Origin of the sequence: Segatella copri (genome assembly GCF_019249765.2) — a bacterium.
GTDB lineage: Bacteria > Bacteroidota > Bacteroidia > Bacteroidales > Bacteroidaceae > Prevotella > Prevotella copri_K.
In genome coordinates this window covers 2,944,122-2,961,576 of the sequence record NZ_CP152484.1, presented here as the reverse complement: position 1 = coordinate 2,961,576, position 17,455 = coordinate 2,944,122, and the positions used below count along the sequence as shown (strand labels likewise).

The 17,455-nt window shown below is 45.0% G+C and carries 11 protein-coding genes and 1 pseudogene; 5 read left to right on the top strand and 7 right to left on the bottom strand.

Going from position 1 to position 17,455, the window contains the following annotated elements; genetic code table 11:
* Nucleotides 1-3: 3 nt before the first annotated feature.
* Both KUA46_RS12610 and KUA46_RS12605 read left to right on the top strand, forming a co-directional pair.
* Nucleotides 4-2,103 carry a helix-hairpin-helix domain-containing protein gene (locus KUA46_RS12610; protein ID WP_218487195.1) on the top strand — a complete coding sequence of 700 codons (2,100 nt, stop codon included), beginning with the start codon at nucleotides 4-6 and terminating at the stop codon, nucleotides 2,101-2,103.
* 115 nt (nucleotides 2,104-2,218) lie between these two features.
* Nucleotides 2,219-3,148, top strand: coding sequence for a glycosyltransferase family 2 protein (locus KUA46_RS12605; protein WP_117693229.1), 930 nt, complete (start codon nucleotides 2,219-2,221; stop codon nucleotides 3,146-3,148).
* Nucleotides 3,149-3,262: 114 nt separating this feature from the next.
* On the opposite strand, the gene KUA46_RS12600 is transcribed toward KUA46_RS12605, so the two are convergent.
* Nucleotides 3,263-4,969 (bottom strand): ArnT family glycosyltransferase, encoded by a 1,707-nt coding sequence (locus KUA46_RS12600; RefSeq protein ID WP_218487196.1) that lies wholly within the window; start codon nucleotides 4,967-4,969, stop codon nucleotides 3,263-3,265.
* Between the two features lie 141 nt (nucleotides 4,970-5,110).
* Here KUA46_RS12600 and KUA46_RS12595 point away from each other — a divergent pair, with 141 nt between their 5' ends.
* Complete coding sequence (locus KUA46_RS12595) at nucleotides 5,111-7,072, top strand: LTA synthase family protein (RefSeq protein ID WP_218487197.1); 1,962 nt, start codon at nucleotides 5,111-5,113, stop codon at nucleotides 7,070-7,072.
* A 111-nt stretch (nucleotides 7,073-7,183) separates the two neighbouring features.
* Here the strand turns inward: KUA46_RS12595 and KUA46_RS12590 are convergent, their stop codons facing one another.
* A complete protein-coding gene (locus KUA46_RS12590) occupies nucleotides 7,184-8,482 on the bottom strand; it encodes a hypothetical protein (RefSeq protein WP_218435200.1) in 1,299 nt (432 codons plus the stop codon).
* A 587-nt stretch (nucleotides 8,483-9,069) separates the two neighbouring features.
* On the opposite strand from KUA46_RS12590, the gene KUA46_RS12585 reads away from it, so the two are divergent.
* Nucleotides 9,070-10,224: an AAA family ATPase gene (locus tag KUA46_RS12585; RefSeq protein ID WP_218487198.1), complete on the top strand. Its 1,155-nt coding sequence runs from the start codon at nucleotides 9,070-9,072 to the stop codon at nucleotides 10,222-10,224.
* 929 nt (nucleotides 10,225-11,153) lie between these two features.
* On the opposite strand, the gene KUA46_RS12580 is transcribed toward KUA46_RS12585, so the two are convergent.
* Nucleotides 11,154-12,365, bottom strand: a complete 1,212-nt coding sequence (locus tag KUA46_RS12580; protein ID WP_217326468.1) for a glycosyltransferase family 4 protein — start codon at nucleotides 12,363-12,365, stop codon at nucleotides 11,154-11,156.
* A 158-nt stretch (nucleotides 12,366-12,523) separates the two neighbouring features.
* On the opposite strand from KUA46_RS12580, the pseudogene KUA46_RS12575 reads away from it, so the two are divergent.
* Nucleotides 12,524-13,265, top strand: a pseudogene (locus KUA46_RS12575) (glycosyltransferase 87 family protein).
* Nucleotides 13,266-13,412: 147 nt separating this feature from the next.
* On the opposite strand, the gene glf reads toward KUA46_RS12575, so the two are convergent.
* The 4 genes from glf to KUA46_RS12555 are packed head-to-tail and all read right to left on the bottom strand — an operon-like array spanning nucleotide 13,413 to nucleotide 17,453.
* Nucleotides 13,413-14,576 carry a UDP-galactopyranose mutase gene (gene glf / locus KUA46_RS12570; RefSeq protein ID WP_217326467.1) on the bottom strand — a complete coding sequence of 388 codons (1,164 nt, stop codon included), beginning with the start codon at nucleotides 14,574-14,576 and terminating at the stop codon, nucleotides 13,413-13,415.
* Between the two features lie 16 nt (nucleotides 14,577-14,592).
* Nucleotides 14,593-15,633, bottom strand: a complete 1,041-nt coding sequence (locus KUA46_RS12565) for a glycosyltransferase family 2 protein (protein WP_153082794.1) — start codon at nucleotides 15,631-15,633, stop codon at nucleotides 14,593-14,595.
* Between the two features lie 19 nt (nucleotides 15,634-15,652).
* Nucleotides 15,653-16,429, bottom strand: coding sequence for a glycosyltransferase family 2 protein (locus KUA46_RS12560; RefSeq protein ID WP_218487199.1), 777 nt, complete (start codon nucleotides 16,427-16,429; stop codon nucleotides 15,653-15,655).
* Between the two features lie 7 nt (nucleotides 16,430-16,436).
* Nucleotides 16,437-17,453, bottom strand: a complete 1,017-nt coding sequence (locus KUA46_RS12555) for a glycosyltransferase family 2 protein (RefSeq protein WP_218487200.1) — start codon at nucleotides 17,451-17,453, stop codon at nucleotides 16,437-16,439.
* Nucleotides 17,454-17,455 lie beyond the last annotated feature (2 nt).

The following is a 17,455-nucleotide window of genomic DNA, read 5'->3' as shown; positions in this document are numbered from 1 at the left end:
CACATGAAGCATGCTCATTCCATAACATCCCTCTTGTTGAAACTGTTTCTCGTAGGCAGCTCCCAAATCTTCTGTGCCTCATGGGCTCAAGCCCAATCTTCCTCTCTTTCAGAACAGGGCGCCGTGCCCGAAGATTCTCTTTCCGCTTCGCCACCCTGGCAGCAACTGCTGTCCGATCTTTCTGCATCCGAAGATTTCGAGCATGTAGCCTGGCAGGACTATGAAGAAGATTTGGAGGAGATGGCACAGCATCCCGTCAATCTGAATACGGCAACGAGAGAAGAACTGGAGCGCATGCCGTTTCTTACTGCATCGCAGGTAGAAGACATCCTGTTCTATATCTACCGCTATGGACAGCTGAAGAGTATGAGCGAGCTTACCCTGATAAGCAGCATCGACTGGTATCAGCGCCAGCTGATGAGTTGTTTCTTCTATGTGGCCGATGACGGGAGCAAGCCGGCTTTTCCCAGTCTTAAAAACATCGCCCAGTATGGCAAGCACGAGGTGATGGGCATGCTGAAGGTTCCTTTTTATGAGCGCAAAGGCGATGCGAGCGGAACCGACGGCTATCTGGGTTATCCTTACAAGCACGGACTGCGCTACCAGTTTCGTTACGGCAATTCCGTCAAACTGGGATTCGTAGCTTCTCAGGATGCCGGCGAACCATTCTTCGGAGGCAGGAACACGATGGGTTACGACTTCTATTCCTTCTATCTTCAGGTAAAGAATCTGGGCAGATGGAAGAATATCACCCTGGGCAGATACAGACTGAATGCAGGATTAGGACTGATACTCAATAATGATTTCGGCTTCGGCAAACTCTCAGCCTTAACCTCCTTGGGCAGATCATCTTCCTGCATCATCCGCGGTCATTCCTCCCGTTCTTCAGCCAATTATCTGCAAGGCGCAGCAGCCACCTATACCTTATTAAAGGGCCTCGAACTGACCGGCTTTCTTTCTTATCGTCAGATAGATGCTACGCTTTCTGCTGACGGCGGGGGCATCAAGACCATCCTGAAGACCGGTTTGCATCGCACGGTGAATGAGATTGCTAAACAGAAGGTAGCATCCAATACCCTTGTGGGAGGCAACATCAGTTACCGGCATCAGGGCTGGCACATTGGAGGTACAGCCTTTTATACCTCTTTTTCCCTTCCGCTCACGCCCAATAAAAGCCAGCTTTACAAGCGTTTTGCTCCAGAGGGGAATGCCTTCTGGAATGCCAGCATCAGCTATGGATACATCTCCCATCGCCTCACCCTCTCCGGCGAAACGGCTACGGGCGATTGCGGTTCCATAGCCACGCTCAATGCAGCCTCCTATCTCTGTTCCGACCATTTCACGCTCATGGCTCTTCACAGGTTCTATTCTGCCCGATATTATTCTCTCTTCAGCAACAGCTTTTCCGAGGGGAGCGATGTGCAGGATGAAAACGGCGTATATCTGGGCTTTACCTGGATTCCTGCCCATCATTGGAGCATCACAGCCTACAGCGATTTCGCCTATTTCGCCTGGCCTAAGTATCAGACCAGGGAGAGCACTCAGAGTTGGGATAATCTGGTGAATATCCTCTTCCAGCCCTCAAGAGTGCTGACGGTAGGAGGAAGGTTCCGTTATAAGGATAAGGCGGGAACCACGACCGGCCGTCTGCGCCTCTATACCACAATAGTCCAAAAACGATGGAGCGCCAAAACCAGTTTAGACTATACGATGAGCCAGGCGGAAAGCACGATGAAGAATGAGGGCGATGAGCTTAGTAAAGGCTATATGGTGAGCGAGCATATAGGATGGGAATGGAAATGGAAGAAGCAGTTGAAAGGAACGTTGAGAGGCTGCCTGGGCTATTTCCATACTTCCGATTTTGCCTCCCGTATCTACGCTTATGAGCCCGGTCTGCTCTATCAGATGAGTTTCGGAAGCTACTACGGCGAGGGTATCCGTTACGCCTTGGTGGCACGCTCAGAGATAGGTTCCCATCTGCTGCTTATCGCCAAATTGGGTACAACCGATTATTTCGACCGCTCTCACATCTCTTCTGGTTTGCAGGAAATCTCCCGCTCTTCGCAAACCGATCTGGAGATACAGGTAAAGTGGAAATGGTAAGAAAGAATGGAGAAAAACGGGAAATATATATCAAGAATAAAAAATATTAAACGTTTTTCTTGTTTAAATAGAAAAAATGAGTTACTTTTGCATCTGAATAAATACTGGCTTACAAATGAAGATATTGATAGTTATCCCTTGTTATAACGAGGAAGAAGTGCTGCCTAAGACCTTAGATGTGCTGGGGGCATTGATCAGAAAGATTAAGAAAGAGACTGATGCCGACACAGAACTGCTGCTTGTCGACGATGGCAGTCGTGACCATACTTGGCAGATGATTTCGGATGCTGCCAAGGAACATGGATATGTGCATGGCATCAAACTGTCGCATAACCGAGGCCATCAGAATGCGCTCTGGGCAGGTATGGAAGCTGCGGTAGACCATTGCGATGCGATGGTAAGTATCGATGCCGACCTGCAGGACGATGAGAATGTTATCGTGGATATGGTGCGCCAGGTGCAGGAAGGCAAGGATATCATCTATGGTGTGCGCAAGGAGCGCAAGACCGATACCTTCTTCAAGCGCTTTACCGCCCAGGCTTTTTATAAGCTGATGCAGAGTGTGGATAAGGATACGGTTTACAATCATGCCGATTTCCGCATGATGACCAACCGCACCCTGAAGGCTCTGATGCAGTATCCCGAGCGCAATCTCTTCCTCAGATCCATCGTACGCCAGTTGGGCTTCCGGGAGGGATTCGTCTATTACGACCGCAAGGCTCGTGAGGCGGGTGAGAGTAAGTATCCGTTTACCAAGATGCTGAGCTTCAGTATCGATGGCATCACTTCGTTCTCCGTAGCACCTCTTCGGTTTATCACCTTCCTGGGTTTGGCGATGACTTTGGTGGCAGTCATCATGATTATCTTTGCCTTGGTAGAATATTTCCAGGGCAAGACCATCCAGGGCTGGACCTCCATGCTTGTTTCCATGTGGTTTATCGGAGGCATCATCACCACGGGCGTAGGCATTACGGGCGTCTATATCGGCAAGATTTATACCGAGGTGAAGCGCCGCCCACGATACTTCATCGAAGAAAGAGTATAATCTTATCGAAGAAAGAAAATAAGAAGAATATCAATTTGATAGATACAAAAATAGCATCGGTACTTATAATCCCGATGCTTTTTTTGTATCTAATCACTAATAATTAATCATTAATCATTTGTTAAGTGCAATATTGGCACTAGTCTTCACGAATCGGTAGAAACCTACCTTGTTGTGCCATTCTACCGTCTTTCTTACTTCCCAAACCTTCTGGAAGGTGTAGTCCTTGCCGAATTTCTCAAGGAAATCAGGCATGTCTTCTTCCGGAATCATCAGCACGCCATCCTGTGGCAATACCTTGTCAAACTGCTGGATCTTATCGCCCAGATAGAAGTTGAGGCTGAAGAAATGCAGCATATCTACCGACATATAAGAATAGAGTTTGCTGGTATCAAACTTCTTCTCGATAACCGGCGCCAGGTGCTTATCGGCCTTCGTGTTGAGTACAGGTGGCTGCAGACTGGAGTCGAGCATCAGGAAGAGACCCACGATGGTGGCAAGGGTATATGAAACAATATTGCCTGAATTCTTCTTCTTGAGTGCTCGGAAGATGAGGTAAACTCCATCCAAAGTGATAACCATAAAGATGCAGCATGGGATGAGCAAATCGTTGTTTTCGAGCGCATGGAGCATGGCGATATTGTCTATGGCATGCTTGCCGTGGAAGATGCTTTCTGGCACCCATCCTTTTTTTACCACCAGCAGGGCGATATTGAGAATCAGGGTTATCGAAGCAATCATCCCGGCATAAATCTTCAAGGCTCCCATCTTCTCCTTCATCATCCAAACGATGTATTCGGCGATGAGATAGGCCATGAACGGATAGCATGGCAGCAGATAAACGCTGCGCTTGCTCTTAGGGATGCAGTAGAAGAAGAGCACCAGAAGAAAGGCGAGCCAGGTGAACACCTGCAGCGGAGTAGCCTTCTTCGCATTCTCCAGGAATCGGGTCTTCGAGAACTTCTTCCATGGCAGAATGAAGAGCGAGAACAATAATAATAAGGTGTAAGGCAACCAGCCCGTGATGAGCGTGAGAAGGTTGTACCACGCTGGGTTCTCGTGTGATTCGTATGCCATCTTGCCCATGAATCGGTCGATGTTCTCTTCCTTCACCAGGCGCAGAAACTCGTCGCCGCCTTGCAGATAGGCTGCATAATACCAGCAGAAAGGAATAATGAGCGAGAGCAGGGCGGTTAGAGCCATGCGCCATACGATGCCCCAGAAGTTCTCACGTTGGGTAAGCATGAATACGCCCATCACAAAGCAAGGCAGAATGATGCCCACAGGACCTTTGGTAAGCGTAGCGCCACTCATGCAGAGGATAGCGAGCCAAGGCAACTGGTGCTTTCCTTTCTCCCACCAGCGGTAGAGCAGATACATGGCTCCCACCATGAAGGCGGTGTTCACCATATCCACACGACAGTTCATTCCCGCACGGTGCACCTCGAAGGCGGTGAGCGTGAGGATGGCTGCGATGAGGCTGGTTGGGGCGTTCTTGCGCTTGGCATAGAACACGAAACCGCCGATGGTCATCAATACCAGCGATACGGCAGATGGCAGGCGGGAGGTGTACTCATTCACATGGCCGATGAAGAGGCTGAAGAAGGCGATGCACCAGTGGAAGAATGGCGGTTTGTAAGGGATATCACCTCCGTTGTTGATAGGCAGAATCCAGTTGCCATGTTCCAGCATGGTGTAGGCAACCACCGCCTCGCGAGGTTCTCCCTTGGTATTGAAATCGGTGAGTCCGAGGAATGGAGTCATCATCACGATAGCCAGGATGATGATGAGCCATAGGGCTTTGTTGTACTTGATGTTCATGTCTTATCGAAGTCTTATTATGTATTTTTGGCTGCAAAGTTACATATAATTATTTGTTTATAGACAGAATAAGGCTAGAAATTTTGCTTTTATTGGGATATAATTATTAACTTTGCAGCCGATTTCTAAAGTAGAATAAAAATGAAACGATATTTTAAGGCTTTTGGGTATCTCCTTTCGGTGCATGTATTGGCATTGCTGGTGATGACTCTGTTCAGATTGGTAGAATTTATCGCCCTGCATGGCATGATTGTAGATGCAGAGGCGAGTAGGGTAATGGCGTTTGTCAAGGGTGTATGGTTTGATAATGTCATAGCTTGTTATATTTCGGTATTGCCTGTGGCTGTGCTCCTGATAGCAGCCAGCCTGGGGTGGTGTCATCGCCATTTGCTGCGTGGCATCAACATCTGGTATGCGGCATGGTTTGCCATCGCCTTCATGCCTTCGGCAGCCAATACTCCTTATTTCCAGTATTTCTTCAAGAACATCAATTCCAGCATCTTCGGGTGGTTCGGCTATGTAGCCACCACATCGGGCATGCTCTTGCAGGAGTCTTCCTACTGGCTCTATATCGCTCTCTATTTCGTGTTTACGGGGGCGTTTATCTATGCGCTCGTCCGTCTGCGCCGCTACTTCGAGGGGCTCTTCCTTCTGCCTAAGGACAATATGCACCTAGTGCTGGTGGGAGCACGTTTCTTCATTTCCTTGGCTCTGATAGGTGCCTGCCTCTTCGGCATCCGTGGCAGAATGGGCTATAACCCTATCAAGGTGAGCCAGGCTTACTATTGCGAGGATTCTTTTCTCAACCAGCTCGGCATCAATCCGGCATTCAATCTCCTTACTTCTGCGCTCGACGATATGCGCAAGGAGAACAAGGAGTTGCATCTCATGCCATACGCTGAGGCTATCACGAATACCCGCCAGTGGCTGGGTATTATGGGAAAGGTGGATAGCACGAATATTCTGAAGCGTGAGGTGGTGAACGATTCCCTGATGATGAAGAGGGGTCAATCTCCTGCGAAGAAGAATCATCCTAACGTGGTGGTGATACTGATGGAGTCGATGTCGGCAAACCTGTTGGGTACTTTCGGCAATCAGCAGCCGCTCACCCCAACGCTCGATTCGCTCTATCATCATTCCCTGGCGTTCACCCACTTTTATAGTGCCGGCATCCATACCAACCATGGCATGACGGCTACGCTCTACAGTTTCCCTGCTCTCATGTTCCGAAACCTGATGAAGGGAACGGTAACTCCACGCCGCAAGGGTATCGCCACGGTGTTGAAGAAGTATGGCTACGAGAACATGTTCTTCATGACTCACGAGGCACAGTATGACAACATGAAGGCTTTCTTCCAGACCAATGGCTACGATGACATCTTCTCTCAGGAGAATTATCCTAAGAGCGAGGTGGTGAACAGTTTTGGTGTGAGCGACCATTTCGAGATGGGCTACGCCCTCAACACCATCAACCAGAAGGCGAAGACGGGCAAGCCTTTCATGGCTACCATCCTCACCGTGAGCAATCATCCGCCATATATCATTCCTGATTTCTTCAAGCCGAAGACCAAGGAGAAGGAAACACAGATTGTGGAGTATGCCGACTGGGCGATAGGCGACTTTCTGAAGAAGGCAAGCCGGGAGCCTTGGTATAAGAACACGATATTCGTGATTCAGGCAGACCATGGTAAGCTGGTGGGTAAGAGCGAGGGCGAGTTGCCTCAGTCTTACAACCATATTCCGCTCATCATTTTTGGTCCTGGTGTTCCGCAGCAGCAGTATGCGGGCTTGGGCATGCAGGTGGATGTGATGCCTACGCTTTTCGGCTTGATGAATCTGAATTATGAGTACGAGGGCTTCGGCGTGGATCTGCTGAAGCAGCAGCGCCCGATGGTATTCTATTCGGCAGATAATCAGATTGTGGCAAGAGATCATCAGCGTTGCTTCGTCTATAATCCGTCGATGAACCGCAGTTTCTGCTATGATGTGTTGCCGAATGGCAATCTGAAGGAAACCAAGCTGGAGTCTAAGTTCCAGGATTTGAAGAACTATGTCTTCTCGAATATCCAGGCAGCTGAATATATCGAGCGACATCAGCAATAAAAAAACGATATTATCAGAAACAGTAATCCCCCATCACGCTTTGGCTGCGTGATGGGGGATTTACTGTTTCAGGAGATTCAAGATGCTTTATGCCTGGATTGTAGATGTGCTTTATGCCGAGAGGGTAAGCTTCTGCCAGATCTCGGTGTCGCCACCTTTCAGCTTCTTGCAGAGACCACGCTTGGTCCAACGGCTTATCATCTTACGGATGGTTTCACGACTGGCTCCGTCGCCACGCTCACGGCTGGCATCGAAGAGGGTGAACTGCTCAGGGAGCTGGGCAAAGAGCAGGGTGTTTCGAGACTTATAGACTGGGATTGCCTCGTTGTCCTGCTGCTGCTTGTCGAGACGCAAGCCAAACATCTCCATCTGCATGGCGAGCACGTAGTCGGCCACAGCCTTGGCAAAACGGATGCAGGCATCTGTTTCCTCTCCGGTCTGTTCCAGGATGTGGAAGATGACGCCACAACGGAAGCCGATGACGGCGGAACGGCGACGATACACATCCATCACACGGTCGGCATTCGCCAGGGCAAGCTGTCTCTTTGCTTCGAGCCACTGGCAGAACTCCTCGCACATACGGGGCAGCTCCATTACGCCGTGACTACGTTCAAGGAGAGTTACTGCCTTGAGGATGTTTGCCTGTTCTTCCTCGGTATAGCCGTGGTGCTGGCTGAGGGGTGCGAAGGAGGTATCGGGCATCTTGGCGAGCATCATTCTTGAAGAAGATCCGTCCTCGATGTTATCATCGGTGAAGAACTTCTGGAAGATGTTCTGGGTGCAGCAGCCGGAGAAGTTGAGCTGGGCGTGGGTTACGCCGCTGGTGGCTGTGATGTAGTCCTGACCCACCTCGCTCTGGTCGAACGCCTTACGGAAGTAGTCGCCGAACACCTTCCATACGCTCTTCATCGAACCGAGCTCCTCGCTGAACATATACATGGTATGGCCATCGGCACAGAGCTGACGACGCATCAATGCCGACTTCGAGATAGTATCGCCAATGTGACGGATGCAAGGTTTGGGATCCACTACACCCTTCTTGCCCTTGTGCTGCTGGTACCAGGCTTCATCCTCACGAGGTTTCTCATCGTCCTTATCCATCTTCTTCGCCCAGATGTTCTCAATGCGGCGGCATACGCCCTTACCTGATGCCTGCTCTCCGATGATGATAGACATGAGTGCCATCGGAGTATCGCTGCCGTCGCAATACTTCGCCTTCAGACGGTCTGCGTAGGTTGCGGCAATAGGGAGGGCAGAGAAGAGGGCAGGCACGCGTGCCTCTGCGGCTACGCCAGAGAGCGAGTCGCGAAGACCGAGTGGAAGCTGGTCTACAGGGAATTCGTAAAGAGGCTGTGTACTTGCCTTAGCGGCTAAAAGGTTCTCTATGTTTCTTAAATTTTTATTCTCCATAATTATTTAATGTTTAAAAGTTAGCTTGTCGGAATATCCGGTAAACGGGGGCAAAAATACGACTATCTTCTGTAACCGCCAAATTTGAGTGTGTGATAAGGTCCGAAATTCAGCAGCCATTTGGAGCAAATTGTGTTAAAAAATCTAAGTCATAGTTTTGTGGGTCGGAAAACATAGGTTCTTATGTGCTAAATCATAGTTTCTCGGGTGCCAGGTTATAGCTTCTCGGATAACAGGTTCTCGTCTCAATCCGTAATCCCCTTTTTCTTCTTCTTCCTTTCTCATAAAAAAATAATACGGACAAATTGAATTTGTCCGGACAAATTGTCCGGAGTGCCATAACGTGTTGTTTTCCTGGTACTTATAAGCCTGCCGGACAACCATCCGGACAAATTCAATTTGTCCGTGTTTTAAAAATATTCCCATTAAATTCTTTGGTGTCTTACCCGTAATCCATTGACTATTAGTTAATTCGTAATAAAAATGCTAGTTTTAAACAACTTTGTTTAAAACAACCTTGTTTAATTTGTTTTTTTTTGCTATCTTTGCAGAAGAAAAGCTGTATAGTATAAAATAAGGTAGTGATTATGAGAAAAAGTAAAGAAGCTCCGTTTGTATTCGGTGTTCGTGTGGAGGGAGATTCCTTCACCGACCGAAGAGAGGAAACAGAACGCCTGAAGGCGAACTTTACGTATGGAGTGAATACGATATTGATTTCACCTCGTCGTATGGGTAAGACTTCATTGGTGGATAAGGTGTGTTCGCTTGTAGAGAGCGAAGACATCAGGATAGCTCGTATAGATGCCTTTGGTTGTCGCTCAGAGAATGATTTTATCAATGCTTTTGCCACGGCCGTGGTTCGGGCTACTTCTTCAAAATGGGAAGAATGGATAGAGAATGCCAAGGTGTTCTTGAGTCGTTTCGTTCCGAAAATCAGTATTGGGCAAGATCCTTTGACAGATTTCTCTTTGGTTTTGGAGTATAATGCAGGTAACAATACAACAGAAGAGGTTTTGAGACTTCCGGAAATGATAGCTCGGTCAAAAGGTTGTCATATAGTAGTCTGTATCGATGAATTTCAGCAGATAGGTGATTTTCCAGATTCCTTGACTTTCCAGAAGAAACTTCGTAGCGTATGGCAATTACAGAGCCATGTATCTTACTGTCTTTATGGCAGCAAGAAACACATGATGGAACAGATGTTCCAGAATGCCAGTTACCCATTCTATCGCTTTGGTGATTTCTTCTATCTGAATAAAATTAGCGAGAAAGACTGGGTGGAGTATATCTGTCAGCGTTTCGAATCTACCGGCAAGCATATTTCTGAAGAGCTGGCTCGAGAAATCTGTCAGGTAACAGATAGGTATTCCTCTTATGTACAGCAGTTGGCATGGTTTGTATGGTTGCGCGTGCAAGATGATTCTGCAGCTACAGAAGAGGACTTGAAATATGGAATAGACCGGTTGCTGGATGCCTGTGAGCCCTTGTTTATCCAGCAAACCGAAGACCTTTCAGCCTATCAGATGAATTTCCTGCATGCCATCACTAATGGAGTACATACCGGTTTCACCCAGACGGCGATATTGGAAACCTATCGCCTGGGTACTGCTGCCAATGTAACCCGCCTCAAGAAGTCCTTGATGGTGAAAGATCTGATCACGATTTCAGCTCCTAAGCATCTGGAAATGAGTGACCCTATCTTGGCGTTGTGGCTGAAGAGAAGAGTGTGGAAGTTGACGTAAATTACCCGAGAATTACCCGAGAATTACCCGAGAATTACCCGAGAAGATGTCTTAACTATCTGATAGTCATCGGAATACAGTTCGCGTAATTTCACGTAATTTAAAATCAATTACGCGAACTTTTACGTGAAATACGGAAGAGTTAAAGGAAAAATAAGACAAGGCACAGAACTTTGACTCTTTGACACCGACCATGACACTAAAAGGGTGCTATTGACGAAAAAAACAGAAGGATATTGTAAACTTCCGTTCCGTAAGGTTGCAAGTTCCGGTCTCTAAGGTTGCAAGTTCCGTTCCGTAAGGTTGCAAGTTCTAGTCTCTAAGGTTGCAAGCTCTAGTCTAAGGTTGCAAGCTCTAGTCTTTAAGGTTGCAAGCTCCGGTCTCTAAGGTTGCAAGTTCGTGACTTAATATTGCTAGCTCAGACTCTAATATACCATGCTCTAGTTAAAATATACCAAGTAATATTGCAAGTTCTGGCTCTAAGGTTGCAAGTTTAAGCCCAAATATACCAAGCTTAGATTCAAATATACCAAGTTCAGATTCAAATATACCAAGTAATATTGCAAGTTCCGGCTCTAAGGTTGCAAGTTTAAGCCCAAATATACCAAGCTTAGATTCAAATATACCAAGTTCAGATTCAAATATACCAAGTAATATTGCAAGTTCCGGTCTCTAAGGTTGCAAGTTCACGGCTTAATATTGCAAGCTCGTGGCTTAATATTGCAAGCTCACGGCTTAATATTGCAAGTTCACGGCTTAATATTGCAAGCTCGGCTCTTAATATAGCAAGTTCTCAAAAAACTATAATCCGCTGTTTTGTGGTGGTCTCATCTAAAAAATATCGCCTTGATATTGCTGCCAATGTAATTCGGCTCAAGAGAAGAGTGGGCTGGGAGAAATTGTTTAGAATAGAAAGTTTATGAGAACCTTTATTCTGATAGGTTCTCATAAACTTTCATCAGGTCGTGGCTCAGCTTCTCGTCGGAGAAATTGAGCGCATATTTTTTTCCTTCGCTTATCATGTGCCGCCTCAGGTTTTCATCCGTGCAGGTGCGCAAGATGGCATCAGCCATGCCTTTCGCATCATCAGGATTCACATAGATGCTGTTTGGCCCGCCAGCCTCTTCCAGGCACGAACCGGTGCATCCGATGGCAGGAACTCCGCTGCTGATGGCTTCGAGCAGCGGAATGCCGAAGCCTTCTATTCTGGAAGGATAGGCAAAGGTGGATGCCCATTTGTAGAATGACGGCAGGTCGGCATAAGGTACCTGATGATAGAAATGAAACAGATGATCTATGCCTTGCGTCTTAAGGAAATCCTGTATCTTGTCAACGTAAGCCGTGCGGCGGCCAACGGCTACCACGTGGATGGCAGCTGCCGCCTGATCCTGTGCCTGGTTCTGAATTCCTTGACTTCCGTTTCTTCTGTTCAGTTCTGCCATGGCTTTCGCCACCAGCATCAGGTTCTTTCGCTCCTCGATGCTTCCCACATAGAGTACAAACTTATCAGGAAGCTGGTATCTTGCCTTTACTTCCTGCAGCTTTCCTGCTTCTATCTCCTGTGAGAAAACTGGGTCGCAGCCCTGGTAAACCACGTCTATCTTGCTTTCCGGAGTATGGTAATAGTGCATGATTTCCTGCTTGGTATATTCGCTGACGGCTATTACGCGGTCGGCACACTGGCAGGCACGGCGGAACTTGAAGTTGTATATCTGCCGGTCTATCCAATGATAGTATTGGGGAGTATGGATAAAGATGAGGTCGTGAACGGTAACGATGTATTTGCATCCCTTGCCGCCCGTCTTCATCTTTCGCTGCTCGGGAGTTCCGATATTGAGTGGAAGTTCGTTGCTCAAGCCATGGAAGATTTGGATGCCGTCCTTTTGTATATCTTTTGAGATACCCCAAACTCTCCAAAGCGAACGGAGCCTGCTCCATATTCCTTGGGGAGGAAAATGGAGAAACAGGTGCTTGATTGTTGGTATCTCCTGGAGATAGGGCATGCGATGAGGCTTGGGAGTATATAAATGATACTGATTGCCGGCGAATTTCTCCGACAAAATCCTGATGACAAACCTGCTGTAGTTGCCTAATCCCGTGCGGTTTTGTGCCGCTCTTTTAGCATCGAATCCTATGTTCATCTTTTTGTTTTTTCTTTAATTATCGGGACAAAGGTATATTAAAAAACTGATTTCTCAAAATAAATATGGATTTATTTGCTAATTACGTGGAATTTGCGAAATTTTGCCAACTAAATAAAGTAATTCATAACAAGACAGATAGAATGGATAGTACAAAAATGGAGAATAGCCAGTGGCTGGCAGGTATCAAGCGTTTTTTTTGTCGCCCTTTCTTCAGCGACCCTCGCACCTTGCTGGGGCTCTGGTTGATTCTAGGTGTGGTGTCAGCATTGATCAAGATTTACAAGTGCAATAACTTCTTGATATACAAGTATGTTTTCTGGCATGCTTGGAATCAGACTTCATTGTATGCCCAGTATCCTTCGGAGTTTTTCGATTCGAACCACTATGGTCCGTTCTTCAGCATCATCATCGCATCGTTCTATTGCATAGAGAAAGAGAAAGATATTACGGCAGCCTGCTTTATCATGATAGGAACCTTCGTGAAGCTTTATGGTATCGTGGGTTTGGCGTTCTTCTTCTCCAAGCACAAGGTTAAGTTTGTGGCAGCATTGATAGGATGGGCTGTCCTGTTTTTTGTCTTGCCGATGGCGATAACCAGTCCTGAGTATATCATCGACCAGTATAAGGAGTGGCACGTCAGCCTTGCGGGCAGGAACATGGAGAATATGTTTTCCAATATGCAGAATCAATCGCTGCTGGGACGTTGCGCTGATGGTGTTTGCCTTCATTCTGACGAGCATGTCGCCATCCGATCTTTTCCCTGCTTTCATCCGCAAGAACTACGTGCAGCCTTACGCCTTGAAGGCATTGCCTTGCGTGCTGATATGGTTTAAGCTCGTTTACGGGATGATGACAAAGGATTATTCAACTCCTCAAAATGTATCAGAAGAAAAATAAGAGAAAAATCTTTTCGTTCCTTTGGGCGTTGTAGTCAATATGGTTTTTTCTATAATACTAAAGTAGCTCTGGAGAGGTTATCCATCTACGGGCAACCTCTCCTGAGCCAATATATTCCGAATGTAGAAGGGGCTTTACAGAATAGCTTTATTTGAATATAGCCAATGCTTTCTCTATGATTGGTGCCATGTCATAATACTTATATTCGGCAAGGCGGCCACCAAAAATTACATCTTCTTCCTGGTCTGCCAGGTTCTTGTATTGCGCATACAGTTCAGAATTCTCCTTGTCGTTTACCGGATAGTATGGTTCCATGCCATCTTTCCATTCGGTGGAATATTCCTTAGAGATAACCGTCTTCGGGGTCTCATAGACTTCTGCTCCGAACATTTCGAAATGCTTGTGCTCAATCACTCGGGTATATGGCACTTCGCGCTCAGTATAGTTTACCACGGCATTACCTTGATAGTTAGGGCAGTCGATGGTTTCCTGCTCAAAACGGACAGTGCGATAGTTGAGCTTACCAAACTGATAGTTGTAGAACTCATCTATCTTGCCTGTGAAAACCAGCTTAGAGGCCATCTCTTTCCAATGATCTTTCAGTACCTCCTTGTTGCCGTTTGGGAGTTCTATCTCGTCTTTAAAGAAGTCAACTGATACCTTTGTATCTGCCCCCTCAAGTAAACCATCGATGAGTTTGTTGTATCCCCCCATAGGGATTCCCTGATATTTGTCATTGAAGTAATTGTTGTCGAAGATGAGGCGTACCGGCAGTCGCTTGATGATGAAGGCTGGCAAGTCTGTACACTTTCGTCCCCATTGCTTCTCGGTATATCCCTTGATGAGACGCTCATAGATATCTTTACCGATGAGCACCTGAGCCTGTTCCTCCAGATTGCGAGGCTCGCTTACGCCATCGGCCTTCATCTTAGCAACGGCTTCTGCCTTCTGCTCATCAATTTTAGCCTGTGCTTCTGCTGGTGTGGTTACGCCCCACATCTGATAGAAGGTATTCATATTGAAAGGCAGATTATAGAGTTTGCCTTTGTAGTTTGCCACAGGCGAGTTGGTGTAGCGGTTGAACTCAACGATAGAGTTAACGAAGTTCCACACCTCTTTATTGGATGTATGGAAGATGTGAGCCCCATACTTATGTACGTTGATGCCCTCTATGTTCTCGCAATAGATATTGCCACCGAGATGTGGTCGCTTATCTATCACCAGACAAGTTTTTCCCTGCTTATGAGCCAGGTGAGCGAATGTGGCTCCGAAGAGGCCGGAGCCAACTATAAGATAATCATATTTCTTCATACTTGCGCTAACTAAGTTATATTTTTCTAAATGGGTGCGTAAAGGCATACCAGCCTAACATGCAATTTAACGAGAATCGTGTATTAAATAATTGCCATATACGGAAATAATATTTCTTCATATACTTATTTGTTATTCCATATTTTCTGCAATAATTCATTACTACGGTGATGTTAGAATAATCTTCCTTTTTGATATGCTTATTGAATCTTAAGCTTTGCATAAAAAGAATTGCGGCTTCGTCAATATATCTAAGTTGATTGAGTCTGATAGCTGGAGTCAGACATTCTTGTTTTTGCGCGTCAAGATATTCAAACATCAATGTAAGTACCTTTGTAATATGAGAAAAGTTCTTCTTTAAGGCTATAGCGTTAGTACTATTTCCTTCTCTTCCTACAAGATAGTTATATAGATATATATCATATACAATAAGGTCTTTGATAGAACTTAAAGGTATAAGGCAATATAGCAGGTCCGTATAGCAGATTCCTGTAGGAAGTACTAAACCTACTTTATGCAAAATACTACTCTTGTAAGTCATGCTATGCATGTTGAATTCTACTTTTTTAGAATAATCTGTGATTACAAAACTTGAGGCCTCATAAACCTTTCCGTATTCAATATTGGCAATAGGGAACTTTTTAGTTTTTTCCTTTCCGTTTTTGTCTATTGTTATTTCTGTTCTGAGTGTAACAACAAGATCTGCATCACAAGTTTCCAGTTTTTCAACAAATGCGTCTAATGCATCAGGTTCAAAAAAATCATCAGCATCGAGAATCCGGAAATATTTTCCGCGAGCAAGTGCTAAGCCCTTATTTATGCATGAACCATAATGTGCATTCTCTTTATCAACAACAATAATGTTCTGTGGAAATTGCTGTTGGTATTCGTGTGCAATAGCAGATGTGTTGTCTTTGCTGCCGTCATTGACAACAATAATTTCTATTTTATCTAAGTGCTGTGTGGCAACAAGTCTTTTTAAATTGTTTCCAATATATTCCTCCATGTTATAGGATGGAATTATAATTGATAACAAAAATGAAGTCGTATTAATCATTTCTTTCTATTTTAAATCGTTATTCTATTTCTTTTAATCCTTTCTTGCATCTTGTTCTTTTCATATCCTTAAGAAAGTGGCGTTCATTCTCGCAGCAAATGCTATCTCTTTCATGGAAGAGATGATACTCTATAGCTTGGAACTTAGCATACTTTCGCTTTAGCCCAATATTGAAAAGACGGTTGAACAGATCGAAATCTTCATACCCATAGCCTATTAACTCCTGGTTGAAGCCATTTACTTTGCGCAAATCCTCAAACCACATAGCCATATTGGCACCTCTGCCATAGAAGCGACGCTTGTGGTAAAGGTTTTTTGTACAAAATGTGAGAAAAGGTAGCCATAGGGCATTTTCTTTCCGTCTTACGCCTTTAGTGTAAAACGGGATATTTATCTTCTTTTCTTTGATAAGCTTAAGGGTGAGCTTATTTTTTAAAGAAGCTCTACTTCCTATAACAAAATATCCTTTTTCAGCTAAGCGCTCATGATCTGCGATAAAATGACGCTCCATAATGATGTCTCCGTCAATAAACACAATATAGTCTCCATGGGCCATGCGAAGAGCATTGTTTCTAGACTCTGCCAGGCGAAAGCCTTTATCTTCTTGCCATGCATGGAGAATTGGACATGGGAAATCTTTGGCGAAGTTTTTTATAAGTTCTCTTGTATTTTCTTTAGAACCATCGTCTGCGATTATTACTTCGTCAGGTATACGTGTCTGAACTTTTGCGCTCATAAGGCTCAAACGTAAAGCCTCGGGGCGATTATACGTGGATATGATTAGTGAAATCTTCATTGTTTTATTATTTGAGAGATTTTTTGCCTTTGTATATTTTTATCATAAACTGTAATAACTTACTGTTTGGATTGGAGCGCCAATGCTTGATATACTTGTATAACAAGAGTGGGCTACTCATGATAATATGATTAGAACGTTCATATACTTCTGGACATGTAATCTCTAGTTTTTTATCTAATTCTGTTAGTATCGTGTAATCTGGCTGTTGACACTTCAATAAATAGAATTTATATATGTATCTTATTCTTTTAAACAACTTCTCGACCAGCATATCTTTTATTGCAGAGTTCACATTGGTGAGTGTAGCATAACTGTCTAAAATGTGGCTCGTACATATGAGATTATCCTTGAAATGCTTTGCCGAGAATGTGTTAGACATGGTCTGCCCTTCACGACCTAATGTGTATATGTAGAGAATTCCCGGTACATACTTAAACGTTCTGATTGTAGTTAATGGCATAAAAATCCATTCTTGGTCAGTATAAGAAATACCTTCAGTTTGCTTGTAATTGATAGCTAACAGATTCTCGCGTTTGTATGTAATGGCGTGCATCCAAAGATTGATGATGTCTTTATGACAGCAATAGTCTGTAAACTGCAATGTTTGGTTGCTTGGCAAGTTAAAAGTCACATGATCTTCTTTGCCATTTACATGAGACTTGGAAAAGTCTGTTATAAATGCATCAACATCTGTCTTTGAGGCAATATCTACCAAGTTCATTAAAGACTCAGTATTGAATTTGTCGTCAGCATCTAGCACTTTAACATATTTTCCTGTCGCTTCTTTTAGTCCACGATTGATGCAAGAACCATAATTGCCATTTGGCTTATCTATAGTTCTAAATATATGTGGATATTTTTTCTCATACTTTTTAGCTATATCCAAAGAATTGTCCTTGCTTCCATCATTGATAATAAGCACCTCTAATAGATTGCTTTTGATAATCAATGATTTTAGACAAGTATCAAGATACTCACTCATGTTATAAGTAGGTATGATAATTGTAAGAATCTTGTCCATAT